This is a genomic window from Natronosalvus amylolyticus, from assembly GCF_024298845.1.
GTDB lineage: Archaea > Halobacteriota > Halobacteria > Halobacteriales > Natrialbaceae > Natronosalvus > Natronosalvus amylolyticus.
The window spans coordinates 1,514,013-1,530,083 of sequence record NZ_CP101156.1; the positions used below are offsets into that span (position 1 = coordinate 1,514,013).

Consider the following 16,071-nt stretch of genomic DNA (forward strand, 5'->3'; position numbering starts at 1 on the left):
CGTACATCAACGCGTGAGGAACTACTGTGGGGCGGCCGCCTCGAGAACGGCTTCGACCGCGGTTCGGTCGACACCGATCGGTGCTCGCACGATGGGAAGGCCGACACCGACCATACGCAATTCGTCGAGGCGGTCACGGACCTTGGAGGGGCGACCGGTGATCGCGACCATATCGAGAAACGCCGGATCGACCGCGTCGGCTGCCGTGTCGGTCGACGGGGCGTCGTTCACGGCCTCGAGCATGGCTTCGAACCCGGCTTCGACCGCGACACGGTCGTAGAAACCGGGAATGTCTCGGAAGTACGTTGCGACGTGACGGGCCGCCGCGCGTCTGGCCCGGTCGGGGTCGTCGTCGACCGACGCCAGTACGTACATCGCCACGTCGACATCCACGAGCCGGCGGCCGCCGCGTTCGGCACCGTCTTCGAGCCAGCCCAGGGCGGTTTCGAACTGCTCGAGCGGGTAGAGATTCGGAAGCCAGCCGTCGGCCAGGTCGCCGGTCAGGCGAACGTTTCCCGGACCGAGTGCCGCGTTGTAGATCGGAACATCGGCTCGAACCGGGTCGAAGGCCTCCCAGAACGCCGTTCGATCGGGAGTGAAAAACTCCCCGTCGAAGCCGCCAGGCGTTCCCTCGAGATATCGCCGAACGAGTCGGATGTACTCGGCCATTCGCGCGAGCGGCCGGTCGAACTCGACGCCGTGGAAGTCCTCGATAACGCCAGGATGGGCCACGCCAAGCCCCAGTATCGCTCGTCCGTCGGAGTGTGCGTCGAGGGTGGCAATCGCCTGAGCCGTCGCCGCCGGCGTTCGGGAAAACACGTTGACGATTCCCGTCGCCAACCCAATCTCGTCGGTGACAGTCGCCCACCGCTCGAGTTTGCCGAACGCGGTTTTACCTTGCCCTTCAGCAGCCCAGACGCTCTCGTATCCGAGTGTCTCCGCTCGTGCGACCAGTTCGAGGTCGTCGCGGGTCGAAAACAGGACGCCAGTTCGTTCGGTCACCGCTCTCCCTCCGCGGCCGTGCCGGCCGTCTCCGGTGTGACCACCCCGTCGGCCGCGAGGTCGTTGTAGATGTCCAGCCGTTCGATCAGCCCGTCCTCGACCCGATACACGTCCACGTAGCGAACGTCCTCGAAACGTTCACCATCGATGTCTTCCCCATACAGCGTTCCCTGGCTGATACAGTAGTCGCCGGCTTCGATCCAGGTTCCGTAAGATTTCGCCGCCCAGTCGTACCGTGGCGCGAGCCACTCGAGCATCGCGTTCGCCGCGTCCGGCCCGCTGAAGGTTGCCCCAGGAAGCGTGATCGTGGCATCAGTTGCAAACAGTTCGCCGACGGTTTCCCGTTGGTCATCATCAGCCATGCGGTCGAAAAAGTCCTCGACGACGGCTCTCGGTGTCCGTGACATACCTACGCATTCGCCGCGAGTGGCTTAAGCGCTCCCGTAGCTCCTTCGACGTTCTCCAATCGGCGATCGACAGTCGAACGAGCGCTCGAGGAACCTTTAGGTACCTCCCAGCGAATGCGTTCGTATGACACGGAGTAGTTGCCGAAACGAACCAGCACCGCGTCTCGAGTCCATCACCGAATCACCGACAGCGGCCAGTTGGAGGAGTTCGAGATGACGAACCCCGAACCGGTGGGCGAGTGGGAGGCGTCCATTTTCGCGTTCCTCGAGGAACCGGTCCCGGAGAACGTTCGAAAACGCGGCCAAACGATGGTTACAGACGTCCTCGCCGCCACCGTCGCGGGGAGCGAAGCCGAGCCCTATCGCGAGGCCTGGAAACGTATGGACCTGCCGCCGGGCGACACGACGGTCATCGGCTCGGGTCGAACCACCGCACCCGTGCAGGCAGCCACACTCAACGGCACCGCAGCGATCGTCCAGGAGATCGAAGAGGGACACAACACGGGCGGCCACGTGGGTTCCGGCATCGTCACCGGTGGGTTGGCGATGGCCGAACACGTCGACGCCGACGGACGGATGCTCGTCGAAAGCTGTGTCAAAGCCTACGAAATCTGCACCCGACTCGAGGAAGCGATTTTCGCGATGAAAGCCCGTATGAACGACGCCGTTCCGTGGCTGGTGCGGAATCCACACGCCACCTGGACGACGGTCGGACCTGCAGTTGCGGCAGTCCTCTGTACCGATCCCAACCCACAAACCGTTCGAGAAACGTTCAGACTGGCTGCTAATCGGGCCGTCGTCTCGATGGACGACCCGTACACGTCCGGACCGCCCTCACGCAATCTCACTGCAGGCGCATCCGCAGGTGTCGGCGTCACGATGGCCCAGTTCGCTCGGGCAGGTATTCCGGGCTCCGGAGCCGCCATGTCGGCCGTCTACGATCCCTTCGAGGAACTGCTCCCGGATGGCTTCGACCGGCTGTTCGCGGATCTTGGTACGCGATGGTCGGTCACCGAACACTACGTCAAGCCGTACCCCTCGTGTCGGTACACCCACGCGCCCGTCGATGCAATTCGCGAGATCGAACGAACGCACGAAGGCCCACTCGAGGCCCAGACGATCGAACGAGTACTGGTCGAGACCTACGCGAACGCCGCCGAGATGGACAACCATAGCCCGGAGACGCTCACAGCGGCGAAGTTCTCGATCCCGTACGTCTGCTCACGCTATCTCCACGATGGGTCCATCGAACTCGAGCACTTCAGTGACGAGGCTATCGCCGACGAGACGGTGCAAGCGCTCGCAGACCGGGTCGAGATTCGTGTCGACGACGACTACGAGGCGGCGTTCCCCGAAGACTGGGGGGCGAGAGTGACCCTCGAGTTCGCAGATGGATCGAGTGTCGTGGGCGAGCGAGCCTACCCGGCGGGAGACTACCGCGACCCGATCCCGGCCGACGAGTTCGAAGCCCGAATCGAGACGTTGCTGGCCTACGGTCTCGGTGACGAGGCAGCGACGACGGGACTGCAGACGGTACTCGTCCCGGACGAACACGCTGCTCGAGCGCTCGGTCGCGCGCTCCGGGAGTAAGTCGAATCGCGTCGCCGAGCCTGCGGATCTGTTCTAGACTGGGTGCTCGCCGTCTCGAGATCACGTCGGTAAAATCGGTACAGACCACCTCGAGTGAGTCGTTACTCGGTCTGGGTAGCCAGTTTCTGTCGGGTGTACGCCTCGAGGCCACCCTGGTCGACGAGTTCCTGTAAGAACTGCGGTAAGGGCTCGGCCTCGTAGGTTTCCCCGGCGTCGTGGTCGTGGACGAGGCCGGCGTCGAGATCGATCGACACCGAAGCACCGTCCTCGATAGCACCGGCGTCCGGACAGATCAACACCGGTAGTCCCAGATTGATCGCGTTTCGAAAGAAGATCCGGGCGAACGACTGGGCGATGACCGCCGAGACGCCCGCGCCGATCAGCGACAGCGGTGCGTGCTCCCGGGAGGAACCGCCGCCGAAGTTCTCGCCGGCGACGACGAAATCACCGGCTTCGATGTCAGCCGAAAACGCCGGTCGGAGGTCGTTGAACGCGTGTTCGGCGAGTTCGGCCGGTTCCGTCGAAACGAGAAACCGGGACGGCGTGATCTGATCGGTGTCGATATCGTCGCCGAACACCCAGGCTCGACCGGGTTCGTCCACAGGCGGCGTTCCGCCGTCGGCTCGAGGTGCTGTGTCCGTCATCGTCCCCCCTCCACGGTAGCCACTGCGTAATCGTCGTACCGGTCGGTCTCGAGGTCACGCGGGTCGGTAATCTCGCCATACAGCGCCGTTGCACCAGCGGTTGCCGGACTCGCGAGATATACCTCGCTCTGCATCGATCCCTCCCGACCGGGGAAGTTTCGATTCGCCGTCGCGAGACAGACGTCGTCGTCGCCGAGAACGCCCTGGTGATAGCCGGCACAGGGACCACACCCCGCACTCTGGAACGTTGCACCGGCCTCGACCAGCGTCTCGAGGACGCCCGTCTCGAGGCAGGTCTGGTAGACCGTTTTCGAGGCTGGAACGACGATCAGCCGCGTGTTCGAATCGATCCGCTCGCCCTCGAGGACGTCCGCGACGGCACGAATGTCTTCGTAGCGCCCGTTGGTACAGGTGCCGACGAACACCTGGTCGACCGGCGTGCCAGCCACCTCGTCGATGTCGACCGCGTTTTCGGGGTTCGACGGCTTCGACACCTGCGGCGCGAGATCGCTCCCACGGTAGGTGTACACCGCCTCGTAGTCGGCGTCGGGGTCAGAACCGAGATCCGGGTCGAGCGACACGTCGAGACCCGACTGGCGCTCTAGGTAGGTGACCGTTCGCTCGTCGGGTTCGACGATACCGGCTTTCCCGCCCATCTCGATGGCCATGTTCGAGAGGACGAGTCGCTGGTGGATCGGCAGATCTGCGATGGCAGACCCGCCGTACTCTGCCGTTTTGTACGTCGCGCCGTCGAAGCCGACGTCGCCGATGAACCGCAGGATGAGGTCTTTGGCGTAGACGCCGTCCGGAAGCGTCCCCTCGACCTCGAATCGGATCGTTTCCGGCACCCGAAACCAGAGTTCGCCAGTCGCGAAGACGGTCCCGAGGTCAGTCGAGCCGACGCCGGTGCCGAACGCGCCGAGACCGCCGTAGGTCGTCGAGTGTGAGTCCGCCCCGATGATGAGGTCTCCCGGCCGGACGAAGCCCTCTTCGATCATCACCTGATGACAGATGCCGTCGCTGATCTCGTACTGGTGAGTACCGTACGTTTCGGCGAACTCGCGGACGATATTGTGGTTGTTCGCGGCTTCGACGCCGTCGGCCGGCGCGTGATGGTCGAGCGTGAAGACGACGCTCTCGGGGTTGGCCACCGTCCCGTCATCGCCGGTAACGCTCTCGAAGACGTCGATTGCGAGCGGCCCCGTCACGTCGTGACCGACCATCGCGTCTATCTCCGCCTCGACGTAGTCGCCGGCCGTCACCTCGCGACCGGCTTTCGTCGAGAGGATCTTTTCGGTTATCGTTCGTGCGCTGGAACTCATGGCGATCCCTCAACTGGGAACGCACTCGAGTGTGTACGTGGCTGTGAAATCGTGTGCATAGATTGGGTGGTTGTGAGTGGTCGTGTGGATGAGTGGTCGTGTGAGTGACCGGTGAGTGTACCTTGGGAGCCAGTGGTCGTTATTTTTTCGCCCCTCCCGCACTCGAGGCGGCCGTCTCCAGGACCTGCTCTCGAGTGCCCCCCATCAGGACGCGACTTGGGGTGCCCAACTCGAGTCGGTCGGCGACGTCGCGAGCGACTTCCCGGAGGCGGGCATCGTCGACGTTCGTGTGAACCTCCATGTCGTGAAACATGTTGACCAAGTCCTCCGTCGGCGTGTTACCGACGTCACCGAGGCCGCCGGGCAGGATGGTCCCCCCGCCCAGTCCACAGACGGAGGTGTCGAAACGGTCGACGCCACACTGCATCGCCGCGAGCGTGTTGGCCAGACTCATCCCGTTCGTATCGTGGAGATGCAAGCCCACGTCCGCATCCGGATGGTCGTCGTACAACGCCTCGAGCATGTCGGTCACTCCCCTCGGATCGGCCATCCCCATCGTCGTCGCCAGCGTCACCTCGTCCACGCCAGCCTCGAGTACCGCATCGACGACCCCTAACGTCCGCTCCTGTGGAATCTGCCCGTCGTACGGACAGAAGAAACTCGTCCCCAGTCCGGCCTCGACTTCGATTCCCGTCCCCGCAGCCAACTCGACGATACGACGGATCTGCTCGAGGTTCTCCTCGAGAGTCATCCCACCCTGGTTTTTGCTTCGATATCCGTCACTGATGACGACCAGTGCGTTGACCTTGTCCAGATCGGCCTCGATCGCTCGTTCCATCCCGACGTCGTTGGGGACGAGCGCCCGGTAGGTGACGTCGTCGTGACGAGTGATGCCCGCGGCTACCTCGCCGGCGTCCCGTAGTGCCGGGACTGCTTTCGGGTGGGTGAACGACGTGATCTCGATTTCGTCGACGCCGGTCGTCGACAGCGCGTCGATCATCTCGATTTTCGCCTCGGTCGGGATGAACTCCGGGTACCGCTGGAACCCATCGCGGGGGAGCATCTCGACGATTCGGCCACGCGCCGGTAGCTCGAGAGCCATTAGATCACTCCCTCCTGTTCGAGTTCGGCGAGCACGTCGGCGTCGTACGACAGAAACTCGCCGTATATTTCATCGTTGTGTGCGCCCAGATCGGGGCCGAGATAGTCGACGTCACCCGGCGTCTCGCTGAATTTCGGAATCGTGTTCTGGACGGCTGCCGTCCCGAGGTCAGGGTCGTCGATTTCGACGACTGCCTCCCGCTCGCGGTAGTGGTCGTCCTCGAGGATATCCGCGACGTTGTAGACGGGCGCGATGGTCGCGTCGTGTTCCTCGAAGATCTCGAGGATGTCCTCGCGGGTGTGCTCGGCCATCCAGTCGCCGATGATCGCGTCGAGTTCTTCGACGTTCTCGAGGCGTTTTTCGTTGGTTTCGAACCGCGGGTCGTCTTTCAGTTCGGGACGGCCGATGGCGTCGAAGGTCCGCATCGCCAGCGGTTGAGCGCTCGCGGCGAGGGCAACCCATCGGTCGTCACCGGTTCGATAGACGTTTCGGGGTGCTGAGGAGGTCGATCGGTTCCCCGAACGGCGAGCGATTTCGCCCGTCTGATCGTAGGTGAGCGGGAACGGCCCGATGAGGTTGAATATTGGCTCGATAAGGCTCACGTCGACGACCTGGCCGCTGCCGCCGTTGACGTCGCGATGATAGAGCGCAAACATGAGCGAGAACGTCGCGTACAGGGCAGCGATGTTGTCGGCCAGTCCCGTCGGCGGCAACAGCGGTGGCCGGTCGTCGAATCCGTTTACGTAAGCAAAGCCGCTCATCGCCTCCGCTAGCGTGCCGAAACCGGGTTTCTCAGAGTACGGACCCGTCTGACCGTAGCCCGACAGCCGCACCATGACCAGTTCCGGATTTACCGCCGACAGTCGCTCCCAGCCGATCCCCCATCGCTCGAGGGTACCCGGTCGGAAGTTCTCGACCAGGACGTCGGCTTCTGAGATGAGATCGAGGAAGACGGCAGACCCCTTCTCGCCGGAGATGTTGAGCGTTATCGACCGCTTATTGCGACTGAGGTACTTGTGCCACATCCCGATACCGTCTTTTTGTGTCCCGAAATTTCGGATGTGGTCACCGTACTCCGGATGTTCGATTTTGATCACCGTCGCACCGAAGTCCGCCAGAAAGCGGCCCACGGTCGGCCCGGAAATCATCGATCCCGCTTCGATTACTGTCAGCCCGTCTAACGGGCCAGATTGGGTGTTTGTCATAGTTGTGTGATTGTGGCAGCTTATACCGGCCGGTCGATGTGCGTTCCCGTCCCCGGTGCCGCGAGCACTTCACCGTCGTCGTAGGCAATCTCGCCGCGAACGATCGTCTGGGTCGGCCATCCCGTCACCGATCGACCCTCGTAAATCGAATAGTCGCCGTCGCTCTGGAGCAGTTCCGGCGTGACCGTCTTCGTCTCCTCGAGGTCGACCACCGCGAGGTCGGCGTCGCTGCCGACGCGGATGGTTCCTTTCTTCGGATACAGGTTCCACGCTTTCGCCGTATTCGTACTCGTGACCGCAACCGCGCGCTCGAGGTCGATGCGACCCTCGTTGACGCCTTCGGAGAGAATCAACGGGAGCATCGTACCGCTCGAGGGGAAGCCCAGTTTGCTGTCACGGATGGTCGCGCCGATTTTCTCGTCCGTGCGGTTCGCACAGTGGTCGGTCCCGATACAGGAGATAGTTCCGTCGGCGAGGCGTTCCCAGAGTGTCTCCTGGTCTGTCTCGTGGCGCACCGGCGGATTGACTTTCATCCGGTCGTCACACTCCTCGGCAGTGAGTGTCAGGTAGTGCGTACAAGTTTCGCCCGTGAGTTCGTAGCCCGCTTCCTGTAAGTTGGCGAGTTCGTCTGCCGTTCGGCCGGCACTGACGTGGACGGCGTAGAAGCTCTCGTCGTAGTCGTGCTGCCGAGCCAGACTCGCCCCGGCGACCATACTCTGGGTTTCCGCATAATCCGGGAACTCCTCGAGGAAGACCTCGTAGGTTTCATCGGAGTCGCCTGTCGGCTCGTCGCCCTCGGATTCGACGTACGGATTCCCGCCGGCGAGCGCGTTCGTGATCTCGACGTTCTCGGAGTGATAGCCGAGCGTCGTCGGGACGTCCTGCTCGGCGAGCGTCCGGATGAACGCATCGCCGAAGTCGTCGAGCATGTCACAGTCGACGCCGAACTTCTCGCTCGCGGCGTACTTGTAGTTCATGTACCACTTGAACGAGGTGATGCCCAGTTCGTCGATAATCCGGGGAATCTCCGCGACGTGGTCGAACGAAAGCAAGCCCAGCGAGAAGAAGTAATCGTGGCGGTAATTCGCTTCGGCGTCTTCGAAGTAATCGTCCATGATATCGCCGTAGGCACCCGGTCGGCGGAAGAAGTTCCCGATCGTCGTCACCCCGCCGACCAGGTCCGAGCGGCTCTCGGTATCCGCATCTGACTCGAGGGAGTTGTAAATGCCGTGGTGGGTGTGTGGATCGATTGCGCCCGGTAGCACGTACTTGTCCGCCGCATCGAGTGTTTCCTCGCCTGTAAGCGTCCCGCTCGCCCCGATGGCGGCGATTTTCTCGTCCGCAACGCCGAGGTCGGCGTCCTCGAGGCCAGTTTCCGTGACGAGCGTGCCGTTTGCGATGACCAGGTCGTACGTTCCGTCGCTCATTCGTCATCACCCATCGACTCGAGGTACGTTTCGACTTCGGCCGTCTCGAGCACTTCGGCGTATTTCATCCACATATCGAGCAGTCCGATTTTGTGGGAGGCCTCGATCCGGTCGAAAATGCACTCCTGTGGCAGGACGACGTCGAAACCGTGTTGTTGGGCGTCGACCGTCGTCGCCCGTACACAGCCGCTTGTCGAGTTGCCGACGATGACGAGCGTGTCGACGTCGTCCCTGACGAGCCGCGAGAGCAAGTCAGTCCCGTAAAACGCACTGGCGTAGCTCTTGTCGATCACCGTGTCTTCGGGTTCCGGTGCGACGGGGTCGACGATCGCCAGGTCCTCGTGATTCGGGTCATCGTAGCTCGTCGGAACGACCCGGGTGTAGGTCACCGGAATGTCTCGCTCGCGGGCAAAAGACAGGAACGACTGGATGTGCTCGATGGCGTCCCACGCGATTTCGCCCATCGCCGTCCGATACTCCTCGACGGCCTCGAGGATGGGGACGTTCTCGCCGACGATCAGTTGTTGGACGTCGATGACGAGCACCATCGGATTCTCACCCGTCCCGCGTGACTCCCACGAGGAGGCGCCCTCGCTGTCGTAACCGGCCTTCTGGATGACTTGCTTGTCCTGCTCAGAGAGGAGGTCCTCCCAAATACGATCCGTCATAGCTGATACTGTGTGACCGAGTCGTTATATAGTTGTGTCCTCCCAGGATTGCCAACCGGGCCACTCGAGTGACGCCGAGCTATTTTATTGACCCCCGAACGAGTCCGTTTCCGCGTTTCCGGGCTCACACATTGTCTCGAGTGACGGGAGCGCACAACACGACCTGCGTGACGAGCGGTTCGAACCGTCATCCTACGAGAGATCCTCACCTTCGATAGCGGCCCCCGCATGACGACCTGCCAGTCGACCGAAGCCCAGGGCGGTCGTCAATCCGTTGCCGCTCAGATACCCACCCGGTCCATGGCCGCTGATTCCCGCTGCCGTCCCACCGCCAGCGTACAGGTTTCCGACCGGCGTCCCATCCGTTTTGCGGACGCGTGCGTGTTCGTCCACCTCGAGTCCCCCCTGCGTGTGAAAGAGCGCGCCGACGACGGCCGTCCCGTAGAAGGGTGACTCGAGTTCGTGTCGACTATCGAGGCGGCCGACGCTGTCGGGTTCACCTTCTCGAACGGCCTCGTTGTACGCCTCGAGGGTCGACGCAGTGTCTTCGGGGTCACATCCCAGCGTCTCCGCGAGCGATTCAATGTTCGGAGCCGAGGTGTACGAACCCAGTTCGACGGCCTCGTCGAAATCGTCGAACTCGCCCTCGAGTTTCTCGTAGATTCGCTGGTCGAAGATTTCGTAGGCAATACCCCCCGGTTGGGCGACCACGTCGTGGGCGAGCGCCGAGTATCCCTTCGCCTCGTTGCCGAACCGTTCGCCGTCTTCGTTGACCAGAAAGCCGCCGTTCATAATGACCGCGTAGGTCGAGAGCGCACCGGTGCCGTGGACAACGGTCGCGTGACCCTGGTAGGCGTCCATGTACGCGATTTCGGCGTCGAGTGCCGAGCCCCACCGAATGCCGTCGCCGGTGTTCCCGTCGGAGCCGAAGTAAAGCGCCTCCGAAATCTCACCGCAGTGCTGTTCGACCATCCGTCGGTTGCCCGCAAACCCGTCCGTCGCGAGGATGACTTTCTTCGCTCCGATGACTTCTGTGTGTGTTTCGCCCGCGACCGCGCCCACGACTGCATCTCCGTCGGCGACCAGCTTTCGCACTGGCGTGTTACGCAGGAGTTCGATATTCGGTGTCGATTCGATTCGTTCCCCGAGTTCGGCGATCAGGTTCTCGCCGTTTCGCCCCGCTGGGGCGTGCATTCGGTACGTAGAGTGACGCGGATAGCGAAAGTCGTCGACGAGGTTGAGCGTGATATCCCATTCGTCGATCAACCAGTGGATGAGGTGTTTGCTCTCCGCACAGAGATGTTCGACCATCGCCTCGTCGGCCTGATAGTCGTTTTTTTCGAGAATATCTCGAGCCATATCCGCTGGAGTTTCCTCGATTCCCGCCTCGCGCTGGAGTCGCGTCCCTGCAGCGGGTATCATGCCCGTCGACAACGACGTGTTCCCGCCCAGTCGGTCGGATTTCTCGAGAACAGTTATCGTCCCATCCGTTCGGTCTGCCGCAGCGAGGGCTGCGACGAGGCCCGTTCCGCCGCCACCGGCGATCAGGACGTCGGTTTCCACGTCGATTGAGACGTCGTCGCTCGAGACGACCTCCGGAGGTGACTCGTCTATCGTTCGCTCGCCTAGCTCGGAGCCTGCCATACGATGTATCACGTCCAGGAGTATGTAAAGATATCTCACGAGGAGGAGCCAGGATAGCTGTACATCGAGGGCGTCGTCCTCCTCTCACGAACACGTGTACACATCTACGGGCCACTGGGACGAAATAGGGGTCACAGCGCTCGGAATAACGAGGAGGAACCCAATTCGTTCGGGCAGAAAAAACGCCTGTTCATTCTGAAGAAACATAAACCAATGATAACACACCACAATGGTGGGTGTGCGTCAATTGTAACACTCTTTCACGATAATTCCGCCATGAATGAACTCATGTTCGGGCTGGACGAACGGTAAGGATTATTGAACTGGGGTGTGATGTACTCACATGAACGAGACAGAAGGGGAAAATCAACACGTTCGCGCCGTCGTAACGAGTTTTCGGATCCTCGAGGTGCTCAGAGAGTCCGGCGGTGGTGTCTCGGCGATTGCGTCGGAACTCGACCTCGCGAAAAGTACCGTGCACAATCATCTCCAAACGCTCGAGCAGCTGGGATACGTGGTTGCCGACGACGGAGAATACACCCTGGGGCTTCGATTGCTCGATCTCGGGTATCACGCTCGCCGCCCGTATCGGCTGTACGAGGCCGCCAAGCCCGAAGCTGACGACATCGCCGAGCGGACCGGCGACCGCTGTCAGGTCATGGTCCGCGAAGGAACCGAAGGGGTGTACGTTTACCAGACGTCCGGCGAACAGGCGATCACGACGGACTCGCACATCGGGACGCGAGTTGACTTGCACGCGACGGCAGTTGGAAAGGCGTACCTCGCATACCTCCCGGAGAGCGACCTCGAGGAGATTCTCACGAGCAGCCCGCTCGAGAAGATAACCGAAAAGACGACGACGGACCGTGAGGACCTCCTCGAGGAACTCGAAGAGATTCGAGAACAGGGAGTGGCGTTCAACGACGAGGAGCGAATTCTCGGGATGCGAGCGGTCGGTGCGCCGATTCTAGCCCAGGACGGCACCGTCCTCGGGGGGTTGAGCGTCTCCGGGCCCACCACGCGGTTTCAGGGAGATCGATATCAAACAGAGATACCAGATATCGTTCGCCGGAGCGCTCGAGTTATCGGAATCAAAGCGACGTACGTATAATCTCCCGAAGACAGTCGTGACTCGAGGTGAACCGACAGCCTTCGAAACCAGGGTTACTGATAATCCAACCGATACCGGTGTTCAACTCGCCTGTATAATCTAATGTTACAAAGTTATGTGTGTAACACCACCGCAGGTAGTGTCATACTATCGTCGGGTCTGCGGTGCCGGTACCATTACAACAGTGGCACTGTTGGTAGCAGATACGAAAACGGGATGGGTAATCACTCGTTGCTGGTTCAATTGAGAGGGTTTCTGTGAAATCAAAGCGAATCGAGCCGGGAGCTACTGAAAAATAACGCCCTGAGTGGTCTGCGAAAGGGTTGACCCCGTTGGAAGCGTATAAGCCGTGATGAAGAGCAGTTCACGGGGCCTTTTGGTGAAGCATCTGACGGAAATAGAACTCGATCACGCGATCGAAGAGGCCAAGAAGGCGGACGAGACCCGTCTCGTCCGGCGGTTATGTTTCGTAAAGAACCTCTATCAGGGTGATAGCCGGAAAGAAGCTGGCGACCGCATCGGGATCTCCCGATCCACGACGCGTCGCTGGGCCCACCTGTGGAACGAGGGCAATGTCGACGGGCTCCGACCGCGCTTCGGCGGCGGCTGGCCGCCGAAGCTCACCCTAGCCCAGTTTGACGAACTCTGTACGATTCTCGAAGATGGCCAACCTTGGACGCCACGACAGGTCCACGCACTCATCGAAGACCGCTACGGCGTCATGTATCATCCATCCCACTTGAGCCGGAAACTTCGCGCTGCAGGAATGAACTACGCGAAACCACGACCGATGGATCCACGTCGGCCGGCCGATGCAGAGGAGATTCTCGCCGAGCGCCTTGGTCAGGCGCTCAGCGAGGACGAGCACAAGGCTTGTGGTGATGAGCCCGTCGTCTTTGGGTTCTTTCGATGAAGCGTGGCCGCAGCCGTTCGAGAATTCTCAGCGAATGTGGTCGTTCGATCGGACAGTACAGATCGAAAAGCCGTTAGTCACCTTTCCATGGCGGTCGATCGGCTTCTACGCGCTGACTTGCCAGAGCATGATTACGTTCAAAGAACGGTTGGTCAAAGAGACGATCGTCGAGGCGCTCGAAGAGAGCCGCGAGCAGAATCCGGTCGGGCGGATTCTGCTCGTGGCCGATAACTATGGCTCCCATCACGCGAAACTCACCCAGAAACGGGCCGACGAACTCGGCATCGAGTTCGTCTTCATCCCGCCATATTCACCCACGCTCAACGCGATCGAACCGCTCTGGAAGAGCACCAAACGAGAAATCTCGCCAGAGATTTTCGAGGACAAAGATCAATTCAGAACGTTCCTCACTGAGACATTTCTCCGATTGAGTCATCGGGTGAGCTTCACTAGCGACTGGATTGAGACATTTCTTCCAGATGTTCAGAAGTTGTGCTGACCACTCTTCCTCGAGGTAGGCTGCTGCCTCGCGCTCGTCTTCGGTTCCGGAGACTCGCTCGAGGTCGCTAAATCGTTCGACCAGCGCCCAGGGCTCGGTTTCCGAGATGTCATCGAAGAGTTCCTTCTCGAAACCGGAGACGGACGCCTCCCCTTCGTATAGTGCAGTAGCTCGTGCCATGATACCTTGTCACTAACGCAGCGACAAAACCGTTTCCGTCGCGGCACGTGTATACCCGCGGGCCGAGATTGTCAGGATAAATATAAATGTCCGATTGTTATGCAACAGTATTTTATATTATTTACAATACCATTGCACAATGGTGAGATTTCCCAATGACTCCATCGATACACGTATAATACGAACAAATGCGCCGAGTATCGCATATAAATCAAAATACCGATTGTATACTTGCATATTTACGGTAAATAAATATTTTGTAGATGGGATCGAGTCGATCCGCAGATAGACCGCTAATTCGAGATTTGGGTACACGAAGCGTTGCTTATCGCCTCCCAACACCTGCGGAGAAGACGCACAGGTCGACGCCCACTAATCAATATGTTCCACAATATTAAATGAGAACAGTCACAAGACATGTTTGATGTCCATCGCAAATTGAACAACAAACAATAGCGCAGCTATCTCGAGTCATCATAGGCCCCACGGTTCCGGACATATGCCGAGCGACCGCGCTCGAGAGAGTTAAAAACGTGTAAAAAGCCGGCAATTAGTCTACAGACCGTGTCAATCCGTTTCGGCTCCGTGCTCGATCCCCTCCCGTCGCCCATTCTGCTCGAGGAGTTCCTCTCGATGCTCGTCGAGCAGCGGTGCCCGACCACGCGGCCGTGGCGGGGTTTCGCTCATCTTGATCGGACTACCGGCGATGTCGACCCGTCGGTCTGCACCGGGTTGTTCCACCGACACCAGCATCTCGCGGTCGTGCACGTGCGGGTCGTCGAAAATATCCGCCGTGGTCTGGACCGGGGCGACTGGAACCTTACCCTCGAGCGCATCGATCACCGTCTGACTCGGGCGCTGGCGCGTCCACTCGAGAACCCTTTCCCGAAGGGACTCGCGGTGCTCGAGCCGACTGCCGGGCGTTGGATAGCTCTCGGCGAGTTCTGGCTCGTTCATTGCCGCACACAGTGCCCGCCAGTGATTGGTCCCGAAAGCGGCGATGACGACGTAGCCGTCGGTCGTCTCGAACGCGTCGTAGGGGAACAATGTCGGATGGGAGTTCCCCTGTCGGGTCGGCGGCTCGCCGGTGTACGAATGCTGGTAGATGGCTCGTTCGGTCATGCTGATCATCGCGTCGTACATCGCGGTGTCGACGTACTGGCCCTCACCAGTTTGGTCCCGATGGTGGAGCGCGGCGAGAATCCCGATGCAGTTCAGTGTCGCCGTAAAGAGATCACCGATACCGGGACCAACTTTCGTCGGCGGTCCATCCTCCTGTCCCGTTATCTCCATGACGCCACCCAGTGCCTGCGCGATGAGATCGAACGATGGTTGGCCCTGACGGTGGGTCTCACCGGTCCGGGGGTCACCGAACCCGCGAATCGAGGAATAGATCAGTTCCGGGTTGTACGCACGAAGCGTTTCGTAGCCGAGATCGAAGCGCTCCATCGTACCCGCGCGATAGTTTTCGACGACCACGTCCGCCTCCTCGACGAGCGAGAGAAACTCCTCCCGGCCGGTTTCCGAACCGAGATCGATCTCGAGGCTACGTTTCCCACGGTTGACGCTCTGGAAGTAGCCGCCGTAGGCTTCCTCCTCGGCGTCGTCGACGAACGGTGGGTTCGGGCGGATCAGATCCCCACCCGGGCGTTCGATCTTTACCACGTCCGCGCCCATATCCGCGAGCAACATCGTACAGTACGGGCCAGCCAGCACCTGGGTCAGGTCCAGCACACGAAGCGAAGAGAGCGCTCCCATGGGTGATGCTCTCGAAAGGTGCGTAAAAACCTTTACTATAAATCATGACAGTGTCATACAGCCCCACAGAAGGTGTGTTAGGAGATAATAGGTGTTTTATCATGATCGACCATTAACTTTAAACACCCATCTATCATGGTTGTGCATACAATGTCCCGTACGGTGGTTCTCGGGGTCATCGGTTCCGACGCACACGTCGTCGGAATTACGATCCTCGAGCAGGCGTTCAGTGCAGCAGGGTTTACGGTCATCAACCTCGGCGTCCAGAGCTCCCAGACGGAGTTCGCCGAGGCCGCTGTAGCTCACGATGCTGAGGCCGTACTGGTCTCATCACTGTACGGGCACGCCGAACAGGACTGTCAGGGCTTCCATGAGGTCCTCGAGGACCACGGCGTCGATGCCGTTACCTACATCGGTGGCAACCTGAGCGTCGGCCAGGCGGATTTCGAGGAGACCCGTGAGACCTTCGAAGCGCTCGGTTTCGATCGCGTCTTCGACGCCGAAACCAGGCCGGAAGAAGCGATCGCTGCGCTCAAGCGTGATCTCCAGATCACGACGACAGAGCGCGAACGCGCGACGGTGACGACGTAGCCGACCAC

General features: G+C 60.6%; 15 protein-coding genes. 5 read left to right on the plus strand and 10 right to left on the minus strand.

Translation table 11 applies throughout. The features are described from left to right. Positions 1-21: 21 nt before the first annotated feature. Positions 22-1,002: an LLM class flavin-dependent oxidoreductase gene (locus NLK60_RS07145; RefSeq protein ID WP_254810195.1), complete on the minus strand. Its 981-nt coding sequence runs from the start codon at positions 1,000-1,002 to the stop codon at positions 22-24. Continuing rightward, positions 999-1,409: a nuclear transport factor 2 family protein gene (locus tag NLK60_RS07150; RefSeq protein ID WP_254810196.1), complete on the minus strand. Its 411-nt coding sequence runs from the start codon at positions 1,407-1,409 to the stop codon at positions 999-1,001. The genes NLK60_RS07145 and NLK60_RS07150 overlap by 4 nt, the downstream gene beginning before the upstream one ends. A gap of 213 nt (positions 1,410-1,622) precedes the next feature. On the opposite strand from NLK60_RS07150, the gene NLK60_RS07155 reads away from it, so the two are divergent. Continuing rightward, complete coding sequence (locus NLK60_RS07155; protein ID WP_254810197.1) at positions 1,623-2,999, plus strand: MmgE/PrpD family protein; 1,377 nt, start codon at positions 1,623-1,625, stop codon at positions 2,997-2,999. Positions 3,000-3,100: 101 nt separating this feature from the next. Here NLK60_RS07155 and NLK60_RS07160 read toward each other — a convergent pair whose 3' ends face one another. The 7 genes from NLK60_RS07160 to NLK60_RS07190 form a co-directional block, all read right to left on the minus strand. Beyond that, the gene (locus tag NLK60_RS07160) at positions 3,101-3,643 is read right to left on the minus strand and encodes a 3-isopropylmalate dehydratase small subunit (protein WP_254810198.1); all 543 of its coding nucleotides are present in this window, start codon (positions 3,641-3,643) and stop codon (positions 3,101-3,103) included. Further along, on the minus strand, positions 3,640-4,965 hold the full coding sequence (locus NLK60_RS07165; RefSeq protein WP_254810199.1) for a 3-isopropylmalate dehydratase large subunit: 1,326 nt from the start codon (positions 4,963-4,965) through the stop codon (positions 3,640-3,642). The genes NLK60_RS07160 and NLK60_RS07165 overlap by 4 nt, the downstream gene beginning before the upstream one ends. A gap of 139 nt (positions 4,966-5,104) precedes the next feature. Then, positions 5,105-6,067 carry a hydroxymethylglutaryl-CoA lyase gene (locus NLK60_RS07170; protein WP_254810200.1) on the minus strand — a complete coding sequence of 321 codons (963 nt, stop codon included), beginning with the start codon at positions 6,065-6,067 and terminating at the stop codon, positions 5,105-5,107. Continuing rightward, complete coding sequence (locus NLK60_RS07175) at positions 6,067-7,272, minus strand: CaiB/BaiF CoA transferase family protein (protein WP_254810201.1); 1,206 nt, start codon at positions 7,270-7,272, stop codon at positions 6,067-6,069. The genes NLK60_RS07170 and NLK60_RS07175 overlap by 1 nt, the downstream gene beginning before the upstream one ends. Positions 7,273-7,292: 20 nt before the next feature. After that, entirely contained in the window at positions 7,293-8,699 is a 1,407-nt protein-coding gene (locus NLK60_RS07180; RefSeq protein ID WP_254810202.1) for a dihydroorotase, read from the minus strand. Beyond that, the gene (locus NLK60_RS07185) at positions 8,696-9,367 is read right to left on the minus strand and encodes an isochorismatase family protein (RefSeq protein ID WP_254810203.1); all 672 of its coding nucleotides are present in this window, start codon (positions 9,365-9,367) and stop codon (positions 8,696-8,698) included. The genes NLK60_RS07180 and NLK60_RS07185 overlap by 4 nt, the downstream gene beginning before the upstream one ends. A 192-nt stretch (positions 9,368-9,559) precedes the next feature. After that, entirely contained in the window at positions 9,560-11,011 is a 1,452-nt protein-coding gene (locus tag NLK60_RS07190; protein ID WP_254810204.1) for an FAD-dependent oxidoreductase, read from the minus strand. Positions 11,012-11,354: 343 nt separating this feature from the next. Here NLK60_RS07190 and NLK60_RS07195 point away from each other — a divergent pair, with 343 nt between their 5' ends. The 3 genes from NLK60_RS07195 (at position 11,355) to NLK60_RS19680 (ending at position 13,534) form a co-directional block, all read left to right on the plus strand. Next, on the plus strand, positions 11,355-12,122 hold the full coding sequence (locus NLK60_RS07195; protein WP_254810205.1) for an IclR family transcriptional regulator: 768 nt from the start codon (positions 11,355-11,357) through the stop codon (positions 12,120-12,122). A 379-nt stretch (positions 12,123-12,501) separates the two neighbouring features. Continuing rightward, positions 12,502-13,035 (plus strand): IS630 family transposase, encoded by a 534-nt coding sequence (locus NLK60_RS07200; RefSeq protein WP_254810206.1) that lies wholly within the window; start codon positions 12,502-12,504, stop codon positions 13,033-13,035. A gap of 34 nt (positions 13,036-13,069) precedes the next feature. Then, positions 13,070-13,534, plus strand: a complete 465-nt coding sequence (locus NLK60_RS19680) for an IS630 family transposase (protein WP_425499070.1) — start codon at positions 13,070-13,072, stop codon at positions 13,532-13,534. Between the two features lie 747 nt (positions 13,535-14,281). On the opposite strand, the gene mct is transcribed toward NLK60_RS19680, so the two are convergent. After that, a complete protein-coding gene (gene mct / locus NLK60_RS07210) occupies positions 14,282-15,472 on the minus strand; it encodes a succinyl-CoA:mesaconate CoA-transferase (RefSeq protein ID WP_254810208.1) in 1,191 nt (396 codons plus the stop codon). A 135-nt stretch (positions 15,473-15,607) separates the two neighbouring features. On the opposite strand from mct, the gene glmS reads away from it, so the two are divergent. After that, positions 15,608-16,063, plus strand: coding sequence for a methylaspartate mutase subunit S (gene glmS, locus NLK60_RS07215; protein WP_254810209.1), 456 nt, complete (start codon positions 15,608-15,610; stop codon positions 16,061-16,063). Positions 16,064-16,071: the final 8 nt, after the last annotated feature.

What these genes read in the sequence shown, in the direction of transcription:
- NLK60_RS07150 (WP_254810196.1), bottom strand. Translation starts at nt 1,409, where the DNA reads ATGTCACGGACACCGAGAGCCGTCGTCGAGGACTTTTTCGACCGCATG.
- NLK60_RS07155 (WP_254810197.1), top strand. Translation starts at nt 1,623, where the DNA reads ATGACGAACCCCGAACCGGTGGGCGAGTGGGAGGCGTCCATTTTCGCG.
- NLK60_RS07160 (WP_254810198.1), bottom strand. Translation starts at nt 3,643, where the DNA reads ATGACGGACACAGCACCTCGAGCCGACGGCGGAACGCCGCCTGTGGAC.
- NLK60_RS07165 (WP_254810199.1), bottom strand. Translation starts at nt 4,965, where the DNA reads ATGAGTTCCAGCGCACGAACGATAACCGAAAAGATCCTCTCGACGAAA.
- NLK60_RS07170 (WP_254810200.1), bottom strand. Translation starts at nt 6,067, where the DNA reads ATGGCTCTCGAGCTACCGGCGCGTGGCCGAATCGTCGAGATGCTCCCC.
- NLK60_RS07175 (WP_254810201.1), bottom strand. Translation starts at nt 7,272, where the DNA reads ATGACAAACACCCAATCTGGCCCGTTAGACGGGCTGACAGTAATCGAA.
- NLK60_RS07180 (WP_254810202.1), bottom strand. Translation starts at nt 8,699, where the DNA reads ATGAGCGACGGAACGTACGACCTGGTCATCGCAAACGGCACGCTCGTC.
- NLK60_RS07185 (WP_254810203.1), bottom strand. Translation starts at nt 9,367, where the DNA reads ATGACGGATCGTATTTGGGAGGACCTCCTCTCTGAGCAGGACAAGCAA.
- NLK60_RS07190 (WP_254810204.1), bottom strand. Translation starts at nt 11,011, where the DNA reads ATGGCAGGCTCCGAGCTAGGCGAGCGAACGATAGACGAGTCACCTCCG.
- NLK60_RS07195 (WP_254810205.1), top strand. Translation starts at nt 11,355, where the DNA reads ATGAACGAGACAGAAGGGGAAAATCAACACGTTCGCGCCGTCGTAACG.
- NLK60_RS19680 (WP_425499070.1), top strand. Translation starts at nt 13,070, where the DNA reads ATGTGGTCGTTCGATCGGACAGTACAGATCGAAAAGCCGTTAGTCACC.
- mct (WP_254810208.1), bottom strand. Translation starts at nt 15,472, where the DNA reads ATGGGAGCGCTCTCTTCGCTTCGTGTGCTGGACCTGACCCAGGTGCTG.
- glmS (WP_254810209.1), top strand. Translation starts at nt 15,608, where the DNA reads ATGGTTGTGCATACAATGTCCCGTACGGTGGTTCTCGGGGTCATCGGT.